A 19,276-nucleotide genomic window follows, 5' to 3' on the forward strand; every position below is an offset into this window, starting at 1 on the left:
ATCCCGATCAGCCTCACGCTTCGCGGAATCGGTAGCCGACTCCATAAAGCGTCTCGATCATCTCGAAGTCGTCGTCGACGACCTTGAACTTCTTGCGCAACCGCTTGATGTGGCTGTCGATGGTGCGGTCGTCGACATAGACCTGCTCATCATAAGCCGAATCCATCAGCGCATCACGGCTTTTCACCACGCCCGGCCGCTGTGCCAGCGAATGCAGGATGAGGAACTCGGTGACGGTCAATATCACCGGCTCGCCCTTCCAGGTGCAGGTGTGGCGTTCCTGATCCATCACGAGCTGGCCGCGCTCGAGCGAGCGGGACTGCTGCGTCGGGGCTTTGGCCGCGGCCTCGCGGGCGCTGGTGCGGCGCAAGACGGCGCGCACGCGCTCGACCAGCAGACGCTGCGAGAACGGCTTCTTGATGAAGTCGTCGGCACCCATCTTCAGGCCGAACAGCTCGTCGATCTCGTCGTCCTTGGAGGTCAGGAAGATCACCGGCAGGTCGGTCTTCTGGCGCAACCGGCGCAGAAGCTCCATGCCGTCCATGCGCGGCATCTTGATGTCGAGGATGGCGAGGTTTGGCGGACGCGCCGCCAGGCCTTCCAGCGCCGAGGCACCGTCGGTGTAGGTCTCGACCCGATATCCTTCCGATTCCAGTGCGATCGAAACCGATGTCAGGATGTTGCGGTCGTCGTCGACCAGGGCGATTGTTGCCATTTCAAGCGGCTCCCTCATGGGCGGGCGTCCCTTCGTTCCGTCGGAACGAGCTTTTGCAGGACAAATTAGGTACAAAATGTGGCACGCCGCCAGCCCTCCTACATCGGCTGGGCGCCTATGTCCACAATCGCGCCCTTCGCCGTGCTCTCGCCGCGATAGGACGACACCCGCGCCGTAATGCTTTGGGCGTGACCCCGGCTTTTTTCATATTTAAACGATTTAAACAACTTTCAAATTTTTTAAATCGATTAATGATTTGATATCGTTTGCTTTTTCTGATTTTGGCCTTTTTCCAGGGCTTTACTCATCCTTTCGGCGGACAGCCATCCAAGGCGGCATTCAACAGGGAGAATTATCGATGTCGGAACGCGGCAAGCGTAATCCCGCATGCGGGCTCGACACCATCGGCCTGAAAACGACGGGCATGGTGCGGTACAATTTCGGTGCCGCCGAGCTCTATGAGGAAGCGCTGCGCCGCGGCGAGGCGAAGCTGACCGCGCATGGCGCACTGTTGGCCGAGACCGGCCAACACACCGGTCGTTCGCCCAAGGACAAGTTCGTGGTTCGCGACGCCAAGACCGAAGACAGCGTCTGGTGGGGCAACAACAAGGCGATCACGCCGGCACAGTTCGAGACGCTCTTCGCTGACTTCCTGGCGCATGCGGCCGACAAGGATCTCTACGTGCAGGACCTGGTCGGCGGCGCCGACGCCGAGCTTTGCCTGCCGACCCGCGTGGTGACCGAGTTCGCCTGGCACTCGCTGTTCATCCGCAATCTTCTGATCCGTCCGGAAATGGAAGCGCTTGCCCGCTTCCTGCCGAAGATGACGATCATCGATCTGCCATCCTTCCGCGCCGACCCAGCCCGCCATGGCACCCGTACCGAGACGGTGATCGCGCTCGACCTGACGCGCATGATCGTGCTGATCGGTGGCACCTCCTATGCCGGAGAGATGAAGAAGTCGGTGTTCACCGCCCTCAACTACCTGCTGCCCGAGCAAAGCGTGATGCCGATGCACTGCTCCGCTAATGAAGGGCCCGACGGCGACGCCGCCGTGTTCTTCGGTCTCTCCGGAACCGGCAAGACCACGCTGTCGGCCGATCCGGCGCGCACGCTGATCGGTGACGACGAACATGGCTGGGGCCCGCACGGCATCTTCAATTTCGAGGGCGGCTGCTATGCCAAGACCATCAAGCTCTCGGCCGAAGCGGAGCCTGAAATCTTCGCCACCACGCGCCGCTTCGGCACGGTGCTGGAGAACGTGATCCTCGACGACAACCGCGTGCCGGATTTCGACGACGGGCGGCTCACCGAGAACACGCGTTGCGCCTATCCGCTGAACTTCATTCCCAATGCCAGCGCCAGCGGCCGCGCAAGCCACCCCAAGAACATCATCATGCTGACGGCCGACGCCTTCGGCGTGATGCCGCCGATCGCCCGGCTGACGCCGGCGCAGGCGATGTATCATTTCCTGTCCGGCTATACCGCGAAGGTGGCCGGCACCGAAAAGGGCGTGACCGAGCCGGAAGCGACCTTCTCGACCTGCTTCGGCGCACCCTTCATGCCGCGCCATCCTTCGGAATACGGCAATCTGCTGCGCGAGCTGATCGCCCGGCACGGCGTCACCTGCTGGCTCGTCAACACCGGCTGGACCGGCGGCGCCTATGGCACCGGTCGCCGCATGCCGATCAAGGCGACGCGCGCGCTTCTGGCCGCCGCCCTCAACGGCTCGCTGAACATGGCCAGCTTCCGCACCGACCCGAATTTCGGCTTCGAGGTTCCTGTGACCGTGGACGGCGTCGACGGCGCCATCCTCGATCCGCGCTCGACGTGGGCCGACAAGCCCGCCTATGACCGTCAGGCCGCCAAGCTGGTTGGCATGTTCATCGACAATTTCGGCAAGTTCGAGGACCATGTCGATGCATCGGTGCGTGGTGCTGCGCCACGCGTTCAGGTAGCTGCCGAATAACAGCATTCCGACGCATTTCTCCTCCAGGGCCCGATTGCGATCGGGCCTTTTCTTTTTGGCGCCGCCGCGCCATCACTGGTCAATGGGCAACGAAGATACAATCACCATCAGCCGCGAGGCGGTCATCCATCCGGACGACCTCGAGGAGAGCTTTATCCGCTCCTCGGGTCCCGGTGGGCAGAACGTCAACAAGGTGGCCACCGCCGTGCAGCTGCGCTTCGACGCAGCAGGCGCCACTGGCCTTTCCGAGCGCGTGCGCGACAGGGTGATCCGGATGGCTGGCCAGCGCGCGACCAAGGATGGCGTCATCGTCATCGAGGCCGGCCGTTTCCGCACGCAGGAACAGAACCGCGCCGACGCTAGGACCCGGCTGACGGCACTGGTGGCCAAGGCCGCCGAACCGCCACCACCACCGCGCAAGAAGACGAAGCCGAGCAAGGGCGCGATCGAGCGGCGGCTGAAAAGCAAGGCGGGACGCGCGACCGTCAAGAAGCTGCGCGGCCGGGTTGGCGACGAGTAACAGGCACGTTCCGCAACGTGACTTCACATCGTCGTCTTCGGATGCGAGGTTGGCACTCCCGCAAACAGGCAAGGAGAGGCCTCAATGGGAATTTTCGATTTCGTCAAAGGCGTCGGCAAGAAGCTTGGCATCGGCGGCGACGAGGAAGCAGCGCCTGAAGCCGACGCCCTGAAAAAGGAGCTGGATTCACACAAGCTCGGCACCGACGGCGTCCAGATCGAGGTCAAGGGCGACACCGCCGTACTGAAGGGCGAGGTCAAGGACCAGTCGATCTTCGAAAAGGCGGTGATCGCGGTTGGCAACACGCTGGGTGTGTCGAAGGTGCAGGCCGACGAGTTGAAGGTCGGCACCGACGCCGCCAGCGCCGCACCCGCCAAGGCGCCCGTCTTCTATACGGTCAAGAAGGGCGACAACCTCTGGAAGATCGCCGAGGCGCAATATGGCAAGGGCAATGGCGCCAAGAACCCGCTGATCTTCGAGGCCAACAAGCCGATGCTGACCCATCCCGACAAGATCTATCCCGGCCAGGTTCTGCGTATTCCCGAACTTTCCTGATCAGGGGATCGCTCGGCGATCATCGACGAGACGGCGGCTTTCGGGTCGCCGTTTTTCGTTTCCGGACGCATTGCTATTCTATGAGCGCTACCAGCAACCGGAGCCCGACCATGCTCGTCCTGCCCAAAGGCGTCCGCCATATGCCCGGCTTCCTGCCGCGACCCGCCCAGGAGGCACTGGTCGAGGCGGTGCGCACCGTGGTGCAGGAAGCGCCGCTCTACGTGCCGGCGATGCCGCGCACCGGCAAGGAGATGAGCGTGCGCATGACCAATTGCGGAACACTCGGCTGGGTCACCGACAAGGAGCGCGGCTATCGTTATCAAGCGACGCATCCGGTGACAGGAATGCCCTGGCCACCGATCCCGGAAAGCCTGCTTGCCTTGTGGCGCGAGGTTTCGGGCTATCCGCACCCGCCGGAGGCCTGTCTCGTCAATTTCTACACGGCGGATGCCAAGATGGGCCTGCACCAAGACCGCGACGAACAGGAATTCGACGCGCCCGTCGTCTCGATCTCGCTCGGCGACGATTGCCTGTTTCGCGTCGGCCAACCCAAGCGCGACGGCAAGACCGTTTCATTCAGGCTTAAGTCCGGCGACGTCGTGGTGCTTGGCGGCGAAGGCCGCCTGGCCTTCCACGGCGTCGACAGGATTTATCCCATGACTTCGGCGCTGTTGAAGAATGGCGGCAGGATCAATCTGACGCTGAGGCGGGTGACAGTGCCGTAGCCGAGATGTCAGCGCCAGTTCTCTCTGGACAGGCTCAACCCAGTTCGAGGATGCTGCGGCGGTCGATTCGTTGCTGTGGTGGGCATGGGCAAGACTGGGCGCAACCTCAAACTGGCCCTCCTCATATTGGGTGTGGCTCATCTCATCGGCGCTTGTATCTACAAATACAGCAGCCTCACCGGCATCAGCGGACTGCTCTATGCCGACGGCACGCCCGTCGGCGGCGATTTCATCAATCTGTGGGCGGCAGCCCGCATGGTGCTGTCCGGACACGCGAACGAGATCTACGCCGTCAGCGGCTTCAAGGCTTATCAGGCCACGTTCGTTGGCGGCGCCGATCTGGGACTGCGTCTGTGGGCCTATCCCCCACATTCCCTGCTTCTGATCTGGCCGTTCGGCCTGATCGGCTACTACCCGGCCCTTGCCGTCTGGTCCGTGTTCGGCCTGATATTGCTGTTCGTCGGCGCGCGGCGGTTCGGCTTCGATCGCCTCGAAACCGCGGTTCTGCTCACATCGCCGGCCACGGTCGTGAACCTCTATTATGGCCAGAGCGGCAGCGCCGTCGCAGGGCTCGTCTTGCTGGCGCTGTCGGCGCGAACCAAGCGCGATGCCGTTCCTTCGGCGGCCGCCACAATCCTGACGATCAAACCGCAGGGCGGTTTCCTGCTCCCCCTGCTGTGGGCCGTCGAACGACGCTGGCGGATGATCCTTTGGACGGCGCTGGGAACGGTCCTGTTCGCGGGCTTTTCGGTACTCATGTTCGGCACGGGGCCATGGCGCGACTATCTCGGCGACACCTTGCCGGTCTTGAGCGATCTCGAACGGAACGGCAGCGGGCCGTTCATGGCCATGATCCCCTCCATATTCATGGGCTTGCGCATCGTGACCGGAAACTCCGTCCTCGCCCTGGCGATCCACGCCGCCTTCGCCTGCGGTGTCGGCCTCGTTTTCGCGTGGCGCATCTGGCGTGTCCACGACCCGGAACGCCGCGCCGCACTCCTGTTGCTGGCGACGGTTCTGATCACCCCCTACATCCACAACTACGATCTGGCCCTATTGTTGAGCGGCGCGCTCATCGTGGCGCGGCGGCCGTGGGTGATCGCCAGCGGGCCGCTAAGAGCGGAACTGCCGATCATCCTTGCATGGATGTTGCCGCAGCTCGTGCTTGTTCTCAACATAGCCGGCCTGCCGATCTCCTCGCTGCTGGTTCTCCCGCTTCTTTTCCTGGCTTGATGCGAAGTCCGGCGAGCCGGCGACCAGGATCACAACTTCCGCAGCGCCACTTCTTCGACCAGATGGTTGGCGCCCTTGCGCAGGATGAGGTCGGCGCGGGGGCGCGTCGGCAGGATGTTCTCGCGCAGGTTCTTCAGGTTGATGTTGGCCCACAGCCCTTCCGCGATCGCGCGCGCCGCCGGCTCGGACAGTTGCGAATAGCGGTGGAAGAAGGATTCCGGATTGCGGAACGCGGTTTCGCGCAATCGCATGAAACGGGCGATGTACCATTCATGGATCAGCGCCTCGTCGGCATCGATATAGATTGAGAAATCGAAGAAATCCGACAGGAACGGCACGAACTTGCCGTCCATCGGCAGCCTGCCGGGTTGCAGCACGTTGATGCCTTCGAAGATCAGGATATCGGGCCGATCAATGGTGACATACGCGCCCGGCAAAACGTCATAGGTGAGATGCGAATAGAGCGGCGCGCGCACGTCGCGCTCGCCCGACTTGATCGAGGACAGGAAACGCAGCAGGGCGCCGACATCATAGCTGTCGGGAAAACCCTTGCGTTCCATCAACCGGTCGCGGCGCAGCACCTCGTTGGGCAACAGAAAGCCGTCCGTGGTCACCAGGTCGACTTTCGGGCTCGACGGCCAGCGCGCAAGCAGTTCCTTCAGCACACGTGCCGTGGTCGACTTGCCCACCGCCACCGAACCGGCGATGCCAATAATGTAGGGCGTCTTGACCACGCTTTCCTTGTTGAAGAAAGCTTGGCGCTGGCGAAACAGCATCTGGCTGGATTCGACATGCGCCGAAAGCAGGCGCGACATCGAAAGATAGATGCGCGTCACCTCCTCCAGATCGACCGGGTCGTTCAGCGAACGCAGGCGGCGGATTTCGTCCTCGCCCAGGGTCATCGGTGTGTCGGCGCGGAATTTCGCCCAATCGGCGGCCGAAAAGAAAAGGTAGGGGGAATATTTTTCGGTAGGCGCGAGCTGATCCATCGCGTGTCCCACTCCCTCCAGCATCAGCCCCGCTCTTGCCGCGAGGCCTTCTCGGCAACGCCTGAACGCCCCGTCCGGCGTTCGAGTTCCGCCAGCACCTCGCTTAGCGGAACGTCCGCTAAGCCGAGCACCACCAGCCAATGATAGAGGAGATCGGCGCTTTCCGAAACGAGGGCCTGACGATCGCCCTTGATCGCGGCGATGACCGTTTCGACCGCCTCCTCGCCGAGCTTCTGCGCCGCCTTGTCCATGCCGCGCGCATAAAGCTTCGCCGTCCACGAATCCGGATCGCCGGATCGCGCGCGTTCGCGGATGGTCGCTTCAAGGTCGGACAGCGAAAAGCCAGTCATAATCGCCGTTTAGGACCCTTTGGCGTCCGAGTCGAGTCGTACCGCCAGGCCGGCCGCCGCCATGTGCCGCTTGGCCTCGGCAATGGTGTAGGTGCCGAAGTGGAAGATCGAGGCGGCCAGCACCGCCGTGGCATGGCCGTCGCGAATGCCGGCGACCATGTGATCGAGATTGCCGACGCCACCCGAAGCGATCACCGGCGCGCGCACGGCATCGGCCACGGCGCGCGTCAGCGCGATATCGTAACCGGCCTTGGTGCCGTCGCGATCCATCGAGGTAAGAAGGATTTCGCCAGCGCCGAGATCGACCATTTTGGCGGCGAACTCGACCGCGTCGATGCCGGTCTTCTCGCGTCCACCATGGGTGAAGATTTCCCAGCGATCAGTCTCGCCATGCGCCGACACCTTCTTGGCGTCGATGGCAACGACGATGCACTGATTGCCGAACTTGTCGGCGGCCTCGGCAACAAAGGCCGGGTTCTTCACCGCGGCGGTGTTGATCGACACCTTGTCGGCGCCGGCCAGCAAAAGCTTGCGGATATCGGCCACCTGCCGCACACCGCCACCAACGGTGAGCGGCATGAAACATTGCTCGGCAGTGCGAGCAATGACGTCGAAGATGGTTTCGCGATTGTCGGAAGATGCGGTGATGTCGAGGAAGCAAAGCTCGTCGGCGCCGGCCGCGTCATAGGCCTTGGCTGCCTCGACCGGGTCGCCGGCATCAATGAGATCGACGAAATTCACGCCCTTGACGACGCGGCCGTCCTTGACGTCCAGGCAGGGAATGACACGGGCTTTGAGGGTCATTTGCCTTCCATCGTGGCCAGCAGATCGTTGAGCAGTTGGCCGACCAGCGGCGGCGCTTCCGCCTTGGCGTCGAAGGCCGGATCGTAAGCCGAAATGGTGATGCCCACCACCGACATCTCCTTGGCCATGATGCAGGCGGCACTGCGCAACTGCACGGGGTTGGGCCCGCCGGCGGTCGCATAGCGGTTGACCTGCAATTCGTTCGGATCGTGCACGTCGAGGTCGATATGCAAATGCGTGCGCGCAGCACCAGTCGCCTTCAGCTTGGCAGCTGCGGAGGCGGCCGCGCCGCATTCGGTGCGGATGACCGGCAGGGTCTCAAGCAGCGCCTTTTCATCCGGGTCGAGGTCGCGCGCATTGATCAGCACGGAACGCGACGGATCGATCGGCTTGAACCCCGGAACGGCCGCCGCCATCGGCTTCCAGCAGAGGCCGAGCGCGGTCGAGAACGCCATGCCGTCGAGAAAACCGTAGATCGAGGTTTCCGGCGTGTTGAGATCGCCATGCTGGTCGGCCCAGACGATGGAATCCGCGTCTTCGCCGGCCACGGCACCACAGGCCGTCAGGCAGTTTCCGGTAAGCACGACCGGGAAGCGCCCCTCGTCACGCGCATTACGAACTTTTTCAGCCACTGTGTTGCAGACGGCAAAACCGGTGGCGATCTCGCGGCCCGGCTCCGGCCCGACCTTGTCGATATCCTCGACCTCGACATCGTGACCGGCCAAAGTCAGCGCCTCGACCAGACCGCCGGCTATCAGCGCATCCGGGCCCTGACCGAAGCCGACATGGTAGAGGCCGCTGTCGTAAGGGGCGAGAACGATGGTCAGCTTCACCAGTTGGCCTCCCTGGTCTTGCCCTTGAGGATCGCCAGCGCCTCGGCAGGATCGATGCGGCCATCATAGAGCGCGCGGCCCGAAATGGCACCTTCGAGCTTGCTGGCGTCGGGCATCGTCATGCGCACGATGTCGGCGATGGACGCCAGGCCGCCCGAGGCGATAACCGGGATCGACACCGCTTCGGCAAGATCGATGGTCGAGCCCCAGTTGATGCCGGTCAAAACGCCGTCGCGGTCGATGTCGGTGTAGATGATTGCGGCCACGCCGGCGCCCTCGAACTTCTTTGCCAGTTCGACGACGCCGAGGCTTGAGGCCTCCGCCCAGCCTTCCACAGCCACCTTGCCCCCCCTCGCGTCGATGCCGACGGCCACCTTGCCCGGAAACGCCCGGCAGGCTTCCTTGACCAGTTCGGGATCGCGGACGGCGACCGTGCCGAGGATGACGCGAGCCAGTCCACGGTCCAGCCAGTCCTCGATCTGCGGCAAGGTGCGGATGCCGCCGCCAAGCTGTACCGGATTCTTCGTTGCCTTGAGGATAGCGCCGACAGCGGCGCTGTTGACGCTCTGGCCCTTGAAAGCGCCGTTCAGGTCGACGACGTGCAGCCACTCGAAGCCTTGGTGTTCGAAAGCGCGGGCCTGGTCGGCGGGGTCTTCATTGTAGACGGTAGCGGTGTCCATATCGCCGAGCTTCAGGCGAACGCACTTGCCGTCCTTGAGGTCGATAGCTGGGAAAAGGATCACTTACACGCCCTCGACGATGACGACTTTGCCGACCGACCCGGCCAGCCGATGCTTCAGCGCTTCCTGGTATTCCGGCGAATTGTAGCAGGCCAGCGCCGTCTCGTAGGTCTCGAACTCAATGATCACATGCCGGTTGCCGGTCGGTCCTTCGGGGTCGGTGTTGCGACCGGCGCGAACCAGGAACTTCGCGCCATATTTGGCGAAGGCCATACCATTGGTCTCGATGTACTTCCTGTAGACATCCGGGTCGCGAACATCGACCATCGCCATCCAGTAGCCTTTCTTGGTCACGACGCTCTCCTCACGGCTTCCAGCGCAGGAAATTGGCGATGAGTGCAAGACCCAGTGCCTGGCTCTTTTCGGGATGGAACTGCGTGCCGGCGATGTTGTCGCGTGTCACCGCCGCCGTCACCGGCCCGCCATAGTCGGCCACTGCCAGCACTTCGCCGGCTTTGCTGGCATCGAGATGGTAGGAATGGACGAAATAGGCATGCAGCCCGTCCTGCCCGGTTGGTATGCCGGCAAACAGCGGGTGCTCGCGCTTCAGCTCGATGGTGTTCCAGCCGATTTGCGGGATCTTCAAGGACGGGTCCGACGGCGTGATTTCCTTGACGTCGCCGCCGATCCAGCCGAAGCCCGGCGTCACCGTCTTTTCCAGCCCGCGCTCCGACATCAACTGCATGCCGACGCAGATGCCGAGGAAGGGCCGGCCTCTGGCGATGGCGACCTCCTGCACGGCTTCCCACATGCCGTCGACGGCATGCAGGCCGGCGGCGCAGTCGGCATAGGCGCCGACGCCGGGCAGCACGATGCGGTCGGCGCCGCGCACGCGTTCGGCATCGGCCGTCAGCTCGATTTCAGCCGTTATGCCGGCTTCGCGCGCGGCACGCTCGAAGGCCTTGGTGGCCGAGCGCAGATTGCCCGAGCCGTAGTCGATGATGGCAACGCGCATGTCAGTGTCGTCCGGGATGAGAAAGTCCAAGCGCCATGCCGGTCTGCACCGTACGGGCGGGATTGGCAGCCGGCACGATCGTCGGCAACGGCTCGGTGGCGGCTGCGATACCCTCGTCGCGTCCGAGCCCGAAAGCATAACGCGTCTCGGCATCGGTCAGGTCTTCGGCCTCGACGATGCCCCATTCCGTCCAGCCGGCGCGACGCAGCCCGGCGATCCGAAGCGCCTGGCCTTCCAGTCCGAAATAAAGCGAGACGAGCAATGTCAGCAATGCGCCGGTAAGGCCAAGTCCTCGGCTTTCGCCAAGCGCCGAGAGCACGCCGAGCACAATGATGGCAGCGACAGCGGCGAACCACAGCCGATGCCACAACAGCCATAGCGGCGGCACGATGAACGCGAACCAGGAGAACCCGTCGCGGATCAGCCGCGCCCCTTCCGGCCTCGCGCCGAGGCCGTCGGAAGGCGGCTCCAGAACGACATAGCTGGCCATGGCTACCCCTTCAGCGAACCCTTGGTGGAAGGAACCGTGTCAGGCTGGCGCGGATCGCTTTCCAGCGCCGCCCGCAGGGCACGCGCCACCGCCTTGAAGCAGGTTTCCGCGATATGATGGTTGTTGGCGCCGTAATGATTGGTCACATGCAGCGTGATGCCGGCATGCTGCGACAGCGCCTGGAAGAACTCGCGCACCAGTTCGGTATCGAATGTGCCGATCTTCGGCGCCGAAAAGGCGACGTTCCAGACCAAGAACGGCCGCCCCGAAACGTCGATGGCGGCGCGGGTGAGCGTCTCGTCCATGGCGAGGTCGATCGAGGCATAACGCATGATGCCCCGGCGCTCGCCGAGCGCCTTGGCCAGCGCCTGGCCGATGGCGATGCCGGTGTCCTCGACCGTGTGGTGGTCGTCGATATGCAGGTCGCCCTTGGCCCTGACCGTCATGTCGATCAGCGAGTGGCGCGACAGCTGGTCGAGCATATGGTCGAAAAAACCGACGCCCGTCGAAATATCCGACTTGCCGGTCCCGTCGACATGGACCGACACGGCGATGTCGGTTTCCTTGGTCTTGCGGCTGACTTCGGCTGAACGGGGCGCCATATCTCTTCCTCTTTTCAGGAAAACGAGTGCGTTCTAACAGCATGATCCGGCGATTGCCAGTTGCCAAAACCAACCGCCGGAACATATGCCTGTCGAGTGCCGGTCTGGGTTTGCAAACGGGATGCCGCTTCATACATATGCCGCAACTCAACTCGTGACGCGCCAGTCGCCTTGAAAGGGATCGCGCGGGATCGGAGCAATCGATGTCGAATGAACTTTCCATGCACGCCACCACCATCATCACCGTGCGCAAGGGCGGCAAAGTGGTGATTGCCGGCGACGGCCAGGTGAGCCTCGGCCAGACCATCATGAAGGGCAATGCACGCAAGGTGCGCCGCATCGGCAAGGGCGGCAATGTGATCGCTGGCTTTGCTGGCGCCACCGCCGACGCTTTCACGCTTTTGGAGCGACTGGAAGCCAAGCTGGAGCAATATCCGGACCAGCTGATGCGCGCCAGCGTCGAGCTCGCCAAGGATTGGCGCACCGACCGCTATCTGCGCCGGCTGGAGGCGATGATGCTGGTGGCCGACAAGAACGTTTCGCTGGCGCTGACCGGCAATGGCGACGTGCTGGAGCCGGAACAGGGTGTGATGGCGATCGGCTCGGGCGGCAATTACGCACTGGCCGCGGCGCGCGCGCTGATCGACACCGACAAGGACGCCGAGGAGATCGCCCGCAAGGCCATGCAGATCGCCGCCGACATCTGCGTCTACACCAACCATAATTTCGTCGTCGAAACGCTGGACGCAGCCTAGATCGTGAACTCCCAGATGAGTTCACGATCCGATGTGGCCCCCAGCTACGAATTCCGCCCGCTGACGGACAAGGACATGCCGCTCCTTGCCCGCTGGCTCGCCGAACCGCATGTCGCGGCGTGGTGGGGCGACAAGGAGACGGAGCTGACGGGCATCGCCGAGACCATCGACAGCATCGCGGTCGAACCCTTCATCATCGAGCTCGACGGGCGGCCTATCGGCTTCATCCAGAGCTACGACCCGTATCTCGACGACGGTGAGAACCCCTTTCAGGACCAGCCGACGGGCACGCTGGGCATCGATCAGTTCATCGGCGAGCCTGAACTCGTCGGCAAGGGACACGGCACTCGGCTGATCGGCGAATTCGTGGAGATGCTGTTCGAGGAAGGGGCGCCACGCGTCATTCTCGACCCGGACGCGGCCAATGCGGTTGCAATCAGGGTCTATGAGAAGGTCGGTTTCCGGACGATCCGCCGTTTCAAGACCGCCACCGGCGAAGCGCTTTTGATGGCGCTCGACAATCCCGAAGAAATGGATGCCGAATGACGGCATCGCGCGCCGGAGAGCCGCCGCTTCATCAGCGATTGGCCTGGCCGGCGGGTCTGGCAATTGCTGCCGCACTGATCGCCATCCAGGCGCTGACGTTGCATTTCCAGGGTCACCCCGCGATCTGCACCTGCGGCTATGTCAAGCTCTGGCACGGCGTGGTGGTGAGCTCGGAGAACTCCCAGCACATCACCGACTGGTACACGCCCTCGCACATCATCCACGGCTTCCTGTTCTATGCGCTGGCCAGGTTCCTGTTCCCGCGTTCATCGATCTGGACGAGGCTCGCCTTCGCGCTGCTGATCGAGGGCGGCTGGGAGATCCTGGAAAACAGCCCGATCATCATCGACCGCTACCGCGCCGGCACGATTTCGCTCGACTATTACGGCGATTCCATCGTCAATTCGGTGTCGGATACGCTCGCCATGGTGGTGGGTTTTGTGATGGCACGCTTCCTGCCGGTCTGGCTGGTTGTGTCTATCGCCATTCTGTTCGAGCTGGGCACCGGTTACATGATCCGCGACAACCTGACGCTCAACGTGCTGATGCTGGTCTATCCGCTGGAGGCGGTGAAGGCCTGGCAGGGTGGAGCATGATGACTGGAAGCCTGTTGTGATCAGCGCGGAAACACTCGACAGCGCGGTCACCGAGGGGGTGATCACGGCACAGCAGCGTGACCGGCTCTATGCGCTGGAGCGCGGCAACCCGTTCACCACCGAAGGTGACGCTGAGTCCGACGAAGAAAATCTGCGGCTGATCGGCGGCGGAAACGATCTTTTCGTCACCGTCGGCACGGTCTTGCTGACGGCCGGTTTCTATTTCGTGCTCCACACCCTGCTTCCAGGCCAGCGCTTGTCGGTCGCGGTGCTCATCGCGGCGTTTTCCTGGCTGCTCGCCGAAGTGGTGACGCGCCAGCACCGCATGAAACTGTCGTCGACGGTGCTCAGCCTGTTTTTCGTCGTGTCGTTCACCACCGCGCTCGCGCTGGAAATCCTCGCGCGCTATCCGATCCAGAAACCGGAATCGATCTGGCAGCTATTGGCTCTGCGCCAGCAGGCCTCCAGCGCCGGCTATCTCTTTCTCGGCGGCGTCATGGCGGCGGTCGCGGTCTATTTCTGGCGCTTCAAGGTGCCGATTCTGGCCGGTGTATTCGCGATCGCGGCGACGCTGCTCGCTTTCCTGCAGACCGCGCTGCTGCTTTACGACGGCGTGACCACCGGAGCCGTGGCCCCGCCAAGGCTGGAGGACATGCCGCAACTGATGCGGGCCGCGCTCTACATGCCGCTGATCTGCGGCCTGATCGTGTTCGGCACGGCGGTCGCGCTGGACGTGTTCGACCGAGAGCGGCGCAAGATCTGGTCCGATTGCGCGTTCTGGCTGCATGTCGTGTCGGCGCCGATGCTGGTGCACCCGCTCTTCATCATGGCCACGGGTCAGGATGTCGTGATGGGCCGCATCGAACCCGATGCGAATGCCACGATCATGCTGGCCATCCTCATCATCGCATTCGTCTATGTCGCGCTCGCCATCGACAGGCGCTCGCTGCTGGTGCCGACGCTTGCCTATTTCGGCTCGCTCGGCATCTACTACCTCGTCAATTCCACGGCAAACAGCACGGGCATACCGCCCTTTGCCCTGATCCTGTTGGTCGTCGGCGCGCTGATCATCACCTTCGGTGCCGGCTGGCAGCATATCAGGCGCTTGATCGTAAGCCCTACCCTCCCCACATCCGTGCTCAACAAGCTCCCTCCCATCAAACAAGCGTAGACGTGTCATATTCATGAGCAATTTCTCCCCCCGCGAAATCGTTTCCGAACTCGATCGTTTCATCATCGGCCAGAAAGACGCCAAGCGCGCCGTAGCGATCGCGCTGCGCAACCGCTGGCGCCGCCAGCAGCTGGAAGGCCAGATGCGCGAAGAGGTGATGCCGAAGAACATCCTGATGATCGGCCCGACCGGTGTCGGCAAGACCGAGATCTCGCGCCGTCTGGCCAAGCTCGCAGGCGCCCCCTTCGTCAAGGTCGAGGCAACCAAGTTCACCGAGGTCGGCTATGTCGGCCGCGATGTCGAGCAGATCGTGCGCGACCTGGTCGAGGTCGGCATCGGGCTGATCCGCGAGAAGATGCGCGAGGACGTGAAGGCGCGTGCCCATGTCAACGCCGAGGAGCGCGTGCTTGAGGCTCTGGTCGGCAAGACCGCGTCGCCCGCCACGCGCGACAGCTTCAAGAAAAAGCTGCGCGACGGCGAACTCGACGACAAGGAGATCGAGGTCGAGGTGGCCGATACCGGCACCGGCGGCATGCCCGGCTTCGATATCCCCGGCATGCCGGGTGGCGTCGGCGTGCTCAACATCAACGACATGTTGTCGAAGGCCATGGGCGGCAAGCGCACCAAGACGCGCAAGACCACGGTCAAGGAATCCTACAACCTCCTGATCCAGGACGAGTCCGACAAGCTGCTCGACCAGGACGAGGTGGTGCGCCGCGCCCTGGAAGCGGCCGAGAACGACGGCATCGTCTTCCTCGACGAGATCGACAAGATTGCAGCCCGTTCCGACATTTCCGGCGGCCCCTCGCGCGAAGGCGTGCAGCGGGATCTTCTGCCGCTGGTCGAAGGCACCACGGTGGCGACCAAATACGGACCGGTGAAGACGGACCACATCCTGTTCATCGCGTCAGGCGCATTCCATGTCTCGAAGCCGTCCGACCTGTTGCCGGAACTGCAGGGCCGCCTGCCGATCCGCGTCGAATTGAGAGCGCTGGAGAAGGCCGATTTCGTCCGCATCCTGACCGAGACCGAAGCCAGCCTCATCAAGCAGTATATCGCGCTGATGAAGACGGAAGGCGTCGACCTGGAGTTCACCGACGACGCCATCGATTCATTGGCCGGTATCGCCGTAGATCTCAACGCGACGGTGGAAAACATCGGCGCAAGGCGGTTGCAGACGGTGATGGAGCGCGTGCTGGACGACATTTCCTACGAAGCGCCGGACCGCAACGGCGCCAAGGTGACCATCGACGCCGCCTATGTGCAGAAGCATGTCGGCGATCTGTCGAAGAACACCGACCTGTCGCGCTTCATCCTCTGATCCCGATCGACATGCGTTATCGCGGGCACCCGGCAACCGGGTGCCCGCTGCCTTTTGTGGCGGCCAGTGTGGCCAAATGGAAGCAGGGCGGTACCTTTCGCCGCAAGGGGTCACGAAAGGCTCGACTCGTCATCCGGCTTTTCCTAGAGCAGATTGAACCCCGCGCCCGGCATGGCCCGGGAGGTTCACGACTGGATGGCGCGGCGACTGATTTCGGGCAGCGGCTGATGAAAAAACTGATCTCTCTTTTCCTCGCTTCGGCAGTGACCGTAGCAGCGGTGGCAAGTGGTGCGGCCGCCACATTGGTGCCGGCCGGCAACCGCAATGCCGAGCAGCCGCCGATCCCAGGCTCCTCGGCCAAGCGCACCAAGGCGACCAACACGTCCTTCGACGCCAAATACCGCAAGGTCTACGCCCTGCTGCAGAACGACACCGAGCTGCGCGGCAAGATCAAGAAGGTCGCCGCTGTCTACGGTATCGACCCGATGCACATGGTCGGCGCGCTGGTGGGCGAGCACACCTACAATGTCGGCGCCTACGACCGGCTGCAGACCTACTACGTCAAGGCGATGTCGTATCTGTCCAGCAGGCTGACCTTTGCCTATCAGGGCGAGGATATTTCGGACTTCATCAAGCGGCCGGAATTCGCCAAATGCGCCAGCGAAAGCGGTTCCAACGCGCTGTGGGAATGCCGGGAAGGGGTATGGAACAGCGCCTTCCGCGGCAAGACCGTGGGCGGCACCAGTTTCCCCGACGACCGTTTCGGCGCCACTTTCTTCCAGCCCTATTATGCCGGCCAGACCTTTGGCCTCGGCCAACTCAACCCGCTGACCGCGCTTGAGATGAGCGACATGGTCAACAAGGTGTCGGGCCTGCCCAAACTCGACGTCAGCGACCCGAACCAGATCTACAAGACGATCATGGACCCGGACCTGACGCTGCCTTACGTCGCCGCGATCGTGAAGACCTCGATCCAGGCCTACAAAAACATCGCCGGCTTCGACATTTCGCAGAATCCCGGGGTGACCGCCACGCTCTACAATGTCGGCAATCCGGAAGCCCGTGCTCATGCGCTGAAGGTCGAGAACGAGCGCCGCCGCGCCGCCGGCGAGCCGGAAAAGCTGCCGGAAGAAAATTACTACGGCTGGCTGGTCAACGACAAGCTCGCCGAACTCAAGGCGTTGTTCTAAGCTCAACTGCATCCGCGCCGACATCGGTGCGGGGCGGCTCGTATCGCGCTGATTGGCTTGCCCACTTCGATCGGGCACTGGCGCGACCGGTGCTTGTGCGGCCGAACGGGTTCTGCGACAAAGCTCCCTGTCATGCCTCCGCATCCTGGTTTTCTTGATTTTCCCGCGCATCTGCCCGACGGCGCACAGCCGCGCATGGTGCTGTTCGGCGCGCCGCATGGCAGCACCTATCCCGGCGCCGACCCTTCGGGTTTCGCTGGCGCGGCGGCCGCTATCCGTGCCGCCAGCCAGGGCGACGTGCAATTCCTCGACAGCTTTGACTTCGACTTCGGCGGCCCCCTCTTCGCGGGCCATGAACCCTGCTGCGTCGATACGGGCGACCTGCCAACATCCGTCGCCGACAATGCTGGCAACCGCAAGCTGATCGAAGACAAGACGCGCGCCATCCTGGCTAGCGGCGCCACGCCGCTGATGATCGGGGGCGATGATTCAGTGCCCATCCCCTTCTTCGCCGGCTTCGCTGATCATGGCCCGATCTGGATCCTGCAGATCGACGCCCATATCGACTGGCGCGACGAGCGTTTTGGCGAACCCCTAGGTTATTCCAGCACGATGCGCCGGGCGAGCGAGATGCCGCATGTCGCCGGCATCGTGCAGGCGGGCATCCGGGGCGTCGGCAGCGCCAGGCCGCGCGAGGTCGAGACCGCCAGGCGCTGGGGCGCCTACCTCGTCACGGCCAGGGAGATCCATGCCGAAGGCATAGAAGCCGCCCTCAAGCACATACCGGCAGGTGCCAGCGTGGTCGTGACCCTCGACTGCGATGGGCTCGATCCCAGCGTGACACCGGGCGTCGCCGGCCGTGCACCGGGCGGGCTGACCTACCAACAGGCGATCGGGCTGATCGAGGGGGTGAGCCAGCGCGGACGCCTTGCCGGCTTCGACCTTGTCGAGTTCTACACGCCCGCCGATGTCGACGGCATCACGGCGCTCACCGCCGCGCGTCTTGTCGTGAATGCGATCGGCCGTATCGTCAGGCAGACTTGAACGGGTATGTTGGCGCGTGACGCGCCCACTGACATCCGTCCGCGCGACACCGCTTGACTGCGTCGCGAAATATGGAATAAATATTTCATACTTCTCTTTTCTGGTTCTTTCGTTCCGAAACTGGTGCGGCCGCATACGACCTCCGGCGCACCTACCGACGAGGTTGTCATGACAGTGCGTTTTGGTCTTCTTGGCGCCGGCCGCATCGGCAAGGTGCATGCACGGGCGGTGGCCGCGAACCCGCAGGCAAAGCTGGTGGCGGTGGCCGACGCCTTCGAGAAGGCCGCGAAGGAAATCTCCGCCGCCTATGGCGCGGAAGTCCGCTCCATCGAGGCGATCGAGAAGGCCGCCGACATCGACGCCGTCATCATCTGCACGCCGACCGATACCCATGCCGATCTGATCGAGCGTTTCGCCAAAGCCGGCAAGGCGATCTTTTGCGAGAAGCCTGTCGACCTCGACGCCAAGCGCGTCGAGAAGTGCCTGGCCGTGGTCGACAAGACCAAGGCCGTGCTGATGGTCGGCTTCAACCGCCGCTTCGATCCGCACTTCGCCGCCGTGCGCAAGGCGATCGACGACGGCGCCATCGGCAAGGTCGAGCAGGTGGTGATCACCTCGCGCGACCCCGGTGCGCCGCCGGTCGACTACATCAAGCGCTCGGGCGGCATCTTCCGCGACATGACCATCCACGACTTCGACATGGCGCGCTTCCTGCTCGGCGAGGAGCCAGTGGCGGTGTCGGCGCACGCTTCCGTGCTGGTCGACAAGAAGATCGGCGAGGCCGGAGACTTCGATTCCGTCAGCGTCATCCTGGAAACGGCGTCCGGCAGGCAGGCGATCATCTCCAATTCGCGCCGTGCCACCTATGGCTACGACCAGCGCATCGAAGTGCACGGCTCGAAGGGCATGGTGGCCGCCGAGAACCAGCGGCCCGTGTCGATCGAAGTGGCCAGCGAGAAGGGTTATACGCGGCCGCCGCTGCACGACTTCTTCATGACCCGCTACATCGACGCCTACGCCAACGAGATCGCCGCCTTCATCGCCACCGTCACCAAGGGCGCCAAGGCTTCGCCGTCCGGCACCGACGGCCTCGCCGCGCTGAGGCTGGCCGATGCGGCGCTCAAATCCGCGAAAACCGGCAAGGCGGTCCAGGTCAAGCTCGATTGAGGACGA

The 19,276-nt window shown here is 63.3% G+C and carries 23 protein-coding genes; 13 read left to right on the top strand and 10 right to left on the bottom strand.

Going from position 1 to position 19,276, the window contains the following annotated elements:
* Positions 1–13: 13 nt before the first annotated feature.
* Positions 14–715 carry a response regulator transcription factor gene (locus FZF13_RS08625; protein WP_137900309.1) on the bottom strand — a complete coding sequence of 234 codons (702 nt, stop codon included), beginning with the start codon at positions 713–715 and terminating at the stop codon, positions 14–16.
* 358 nt (positions 716–1,073) lie between these two features.
* Between FZF13_RS08625 and FZF13_RS08630 the strand changes: the two genes are divergently transcribed.
* The 5 genes from FZF13_RS08630 to FZF13_RS08650 all read left to right on the top strand — a co-directional run bounded on the left by FZF13_RS08630 (position 1,074) and on the right by FZF13_RS08650 (position 5,717).
* Positions 1,074–2,684: a phosphoenolpyruvate carboxykinase gene (locus tag FZF13_RS08630; RefSeq protein WP_024924270.1), complete on the top strand. Its 1,611-nt coding sequence runs from the start codon at positions 1,074–1,076 to the stop codon at positions 2,682–2,684.
* Positions 2,685–2,766: 82 nt separating this feature from the next.
* Positions 2,767–3,204 carry an alternative ribosome rescue aminoacyl-tRNA hydrolase ArfB gene (arfB, locus tag FZF13_RS08635; protein WP_024924271.1) on the top strand — a complete coding sequence of 146 codons (438 nt, stop codon included), beginning with the start codon at positions 2,767–2,769 and terminating at the stop codon, positions 3,202–3,204.
* 84 nt (positions 3,205–3,288) lie between these two features.
* Positions 3,289–3,759, top strand: a complete 471-nt coding sequence (gene lysM, locus FZF13_RS08640) for a peptidoglycan-binding protein LysM (protein WP_024924272.1) — start codon at positions 3,289–3,291, stop codon at positions 3,757–3,759.
* 110 nt (positions 3,760–3,869) lie between these two features.
* Positions 3,870–4,484 (top strand): alpha-ketoglutarate-dependent dioxygenase AlkB family protein, encoded by a 615-nt coding sequence (locus tag FZF13_RS08645; protein ID WP_024924273.1) that lies wholly within the window; start codon positions 3,870–3,872, stop codon positions 4,482–4,484.
* A gap of 84 nt (positions 4,485–4,568) precedes the next feature.
* The gene (locus FZF13_RS08650; protein WP_024924274.1) at positions 4,569–5,717 is read left to right on the top strand and encodes a glycosyltransferase family 87 protein; all 1,149 of its coding nucleotides are present in this window, start codon (positions 4,569–4,571) and stop codon (positions 5,715–5,717) included.
* Positions 5,718–5,746: 29 nt separating this feature from the next.
* On the opposite strand, the gene coaA is transcribed toward FZF13_RS08650, so the two are convergent.
* The 9 genes from coaA to hisB are packed head-to-tail and all read right to left on the bottom strand — an operon-like array spanning position 5,747 to position 11,480.
* Positions 5,747–6,706 (bottom strand): type I pantothenate kinase, encoded by a 960-nt coding sequence (gene coaA, locus FZF13_RS08655; RefSeq protein WP_036253378.1) that lies wholly within the window; start codon positions 6,704–6,706, stop codon positions 5,747–5,749.
* Positions 6,707–6,729: 23 nt separating this feature from the next.
* Positions 6,730–7,056, bottom strand: a complete 327-nt coding sequence (locus FZF13_RS08660; RefSeq protein WP_024924276.1) for a phosphoribosyl-ATP diphosphatase — start codon at positions 7,054–7,056, stop codon at positions 6,730–6,732.
* A gap of 9 nt (positions 7,057–7,065) precedes the next feature.
* Positions 7,066–7,860 (bottom strand): imidazole glycerol phosphate synthase subunit HisF, encoded by a 795-nt coding sequence (hisF, locus tag FZF13_RS08665; protein WP_024924277.1) that lies wholly within the window; start codon positions 7,858–7,860, stop codon positions 7,066–7,068.
* Positions 7,857–8,693 carry an arginase family protein gene (locus tag FZF13_RS08670; RefSeq protein ID WP_024924278.1) on the bottom strand — a complete coding sequence of 279 codons (837 nt, stop codon included), beginning with the start codon at positions 8,691–8,693 and terminating at the stop codon, positions 7,857–7,859. Before FZF13_RS08670 ends, hisF begins: the two co-directional genes overlap by 4 nt.
* Positions 8,690–9,436 carry a 1-(5-phosphoribosyl)-5-[(5-phosphoribosylamino)methylideneamino]imidazole-4-carboxamide isomerase gene (gene hisA / locus FZF13_RS08675; RefSeq protein ID WP_024924279.1) on the bottom strand — a complete coding sequence of 249 codons (747 nt, stop codon included), beginning with the start codon at positions 9,434–9,436 and terminating at the stop codon, positions 8,690–8,692. Before hisA ends, FZF13_RS08670 begins: the two co-directional genes overlap by 4 nt.
* Entirely contained in the window at positions 9,437–9,727 is a 291-nt protein-coding gene (locus tag FZF13_RS08680) for a DUF1330 domain-containing protein (RefSeq protein ID WP_024924280.1), read from the bottom strand.
* Positions 9,728–9,737: 10 nt separating this feature from the next.
* Positions 9,738–10,388, bottom strand: a complete 651-nt coding sequence (hisH, locus tag FZF13_RS08685; RefSeq protein WP_024924281.1) for an imidazole glycerol phosphate synthase subunit HisH — start codon at positions 10,386–10,388, stop codon at positions 9,738–9,740.
* 1 nt (position 10,389) lies between these two features.
* Entirely contained in the window at positions 10,390–10,878 is a 489-nt protein-coding gene (locus tag FZF13_RS08690; RefSeq protein WP_024924282.1) for a DUF2628 domain-containing protein, read from the bottom strand.
* Positions 10,879–10,880: 2 nt separating this feature from the next.
* Entirely contained in the window at positions 10,881–11,480 is a 600-nt protein-coding gene (gene hisB, locus FZF13_RS08695) for an imidazoleglycerol-phosphate dehydratase HisB (protein ID WP_024924283.1), read from the bottom strand.
* A gap of 203 nt (positions 11,481–11,683) precedes the next feature.
* Here hisB and hslV point away from each other — a divergent pair, with 203 nt between their 5' ends.
* From hslV to iolG, 8 genes are all read left to right on the top strand, one after another.
* Positions 11,684–12,235 carry an ATP-dependent protease subunit HslV gene (gene hslV, locus FZF13_RS08700; RefSeq protein ID WP_024924284.1) on the top strand — a complete coding sequence of 184 codons (552 nt, stop codon included), beginning with the start codon at positions 11,684–11,686 and terminating at the stop codon, positions 12,233–12,235.
* Positions 12,236–12,250: 15 nt separating this feature from the next.
* Positions 12,251–12,781 (top strand): GNAT family N-acetyltransferase, encoded by a 531-nt coding sequence (locus tag FZF13_RS08705; protein ID WP_024924285.1) that lies wholly within the window; start codon positions 12,251–12,253, stop codon positions 12,779–12,781.
* A complete protein-coding gene (locus FZF13_RS08710; protein WP_024924286.1) occupies positions 12,778–13,377 on the top strand; it encodes a DUF2585 domain-containing protein in 600 nt (199 codons plus the stop codon). Before FZF13_RS08705 ends, FZF13_RS08710 begins: the two co-directional genes overlap by 4 nt.
* A 16-nt stretch (positions 13,378–13,393) precedes the next feature.
* The gene (locus FZF13_RS08715) at positions 13,394–14,548 is read left to right on the top strand and encodes a hypothetical protein (protein ID WP_024924287.1); all 1,155 of its coding nucleotides are present in this window, start codon (positions 13,394–13,396) and stop codon (positions 14,546–14,548) included.
* A 13-nt stretch (positions 14,549–14,561) separates the two neighbouring features.
* A complete protein-coding gene (gene hslU / locus FZF13_RS08720; protein WP_024924288.1) occupies positions 14,562–15,869 on the top strand; it encodes an ATP-dependent protease ATPase subunit HslU in 1,308 nt (435 codons plus the stop codon).
* 227 nt (positions 15,870–16,096) lie between these two features.
* A complete protein-coding gene (locus tag FZF13_RS08725; protein WP_024924289.1) occupies positions 16,097–17,059 on the top strand; it encodes a DUF1402 family protein in 963 nt (320 codons plus the stop codon).
* Positions 17,060–17,191: 132 nt separating this feature from the next.
* Complete coding sequence (locus FZF13_RS08730) at positions 17,192–18,103, top strand: arginase family protein (RefSeq protein ID WP_024924290.1); 912 nt, start codon at positions 17,192–17,194, stop codon at positions 18,101–18,103.
* A gap of 168 nt (positions 18,104–18,271) precedes the next feature.
* Positions 18,272–19,270 carry an inositol 2-dehydrogenase gene (iolG, locus tag FZF13_RS08735; protein WP_024924291.1) on the top strand — a complete coding sequence of 333 codons (999 nt, stop codon included), beginning with the start codon at positions 18,272–18,274 and terminating at the stop codon, positions 19,268–19,270.
* Positions 19,271–19,276 lie beyond the last annotated feature (6 nt).

The organism is Mesorhizobium terrae (assembly GCF_008727715.1).
In the GTDB taxonomy this organism is placed as follows: Bacteria; Pseudomonadota; Alphaproteobacteria; order Rhizobiales; family Rhizobiaceae; genus Mesorhizobium; species Mesorhizobium terrae.

Coding starts and splice junctions, on each gene's coding strand:
- FZF13_RS08625 (WP_137900309.1), bottom strand. CDS start 715: ATGGCAACAATCGCCCTGGTCGACGACGACCGCAACATCCTGACATCG.
- FZF13_RS08630 (WP_024924270.1), top strand. CDS start 1,074: ATGTCGGAACGCGGCAAGCGTAATCCCGCATGCGGGCTCGACACCATC.
- arfB (WP_024924271.1), top strand. CDS start 2,767: ATGGGCAACGAAGATACAATCACCATCAGCCGCGAGGCGGTCATCCAT.
- lysM (WP_024924272.1), top strand. CDS start 3,289: ATGGGAATTTTCGATTTCGTCAAAGGCGTCGGCAAGAAGCTTGGCATC.
- FZF13_RS08645 (WP_024924273.1), top strand. CDS start 3,870: ATGCTCGTCCTGCCCAAAGGCGTCCGCCATATGCCCGGCTTCCTGCCG.
- FZF13_RS08650 (WP_024924274.1), top strand. CDS start 4,569: ATGGGCAAGACTGGGCGCAACCTCAAACTGGCCCTCCTCATATTGGGT.
- coaA (WP_036253378.1), bottom strand. CDS start 6,706: ATGGATCAGCTCGCGCCTACCGAAAAATATTCCCCCTACCTTTTCTTT.
- FZF13_RS08660 (WP_024924276.1), bottom strand. CDS start 7,056: ATGACTGGCTTTTCGCTGTCCGACCTTGAAGCGACCATCCGCGAACGC.
- hisF (WP_024924277.1), bottom strand. CDS start 7,860: ATGACCCTCAAAGCCCGTGTCATTCCCTGCCTGGACGTCAAGGACGGC.
- hisH (WP_024924281.1), bottom strand. CDS start 10,388: ATGCGCGTTGCCATCATCGACTACGGCTCGGGCAATCTGCGCTCGGCC.
- FZF13_RS08690 (WP_024924282.1), bottom strand. CDS start 10,878: ATGGCCAGCTATGTCGTTCTGGAGCCGCCTTCCGACGGCCTCGGCGCG.
- hisB (WP_024924283.1), bottom strand. CDS start 11,480: ATGGCGCCCCGTTCAGCCGAAGTCAGCCGCAAGACCAAGGAAACCGAC.
- hslV (WP_024924284.1), top strand. CDS start 11,684: ATGTCGAATGAACTTTCCATGCACGCCACCACCATCATCACCGTGCGC.
- FZF13_RS08705 (WP_024924285.1), top strand. CDS start 12,251: ATGAGTTCACGATCCGATGTGGCCCCCAGCTACGAATTCCGCCCGCTG.
- FZF13_RS08710 (WP_024924286.1), top strand. CDS start 12,778: ATGACGGCATCGCGCGCCGGAGAGCCGCCGCTTCATCAGCGATTGGCC.
- hslU (WP_024924288.1), top strand. CDS start 14,562: ATGAGCAATTTCTCCCCCCGCGAAATCGTTTCCGAACTCGATCGTTTC.
- FZF13_RS08725 (WP_024924289.1), top strand. CDS start 16,097: ATGAAAAAACTGATCTCTCTTTTCCTCGCTTCGGCAGTGACCGTAGCA.
- FZF13_RS08730 (WP_024924290.1), top strand. CDS start 17,192: ATGCCTCCGCATCCTGGTTTTCTTGATTTTCCCGCGCATCTGCCCGAC.
- iolG (WP_024924291.1), top strand. CDS start 18,272: ATGACAGTGCGTTTTGGTCTTCTTGGCGCCGGCCGCATCGGCAAGGTG.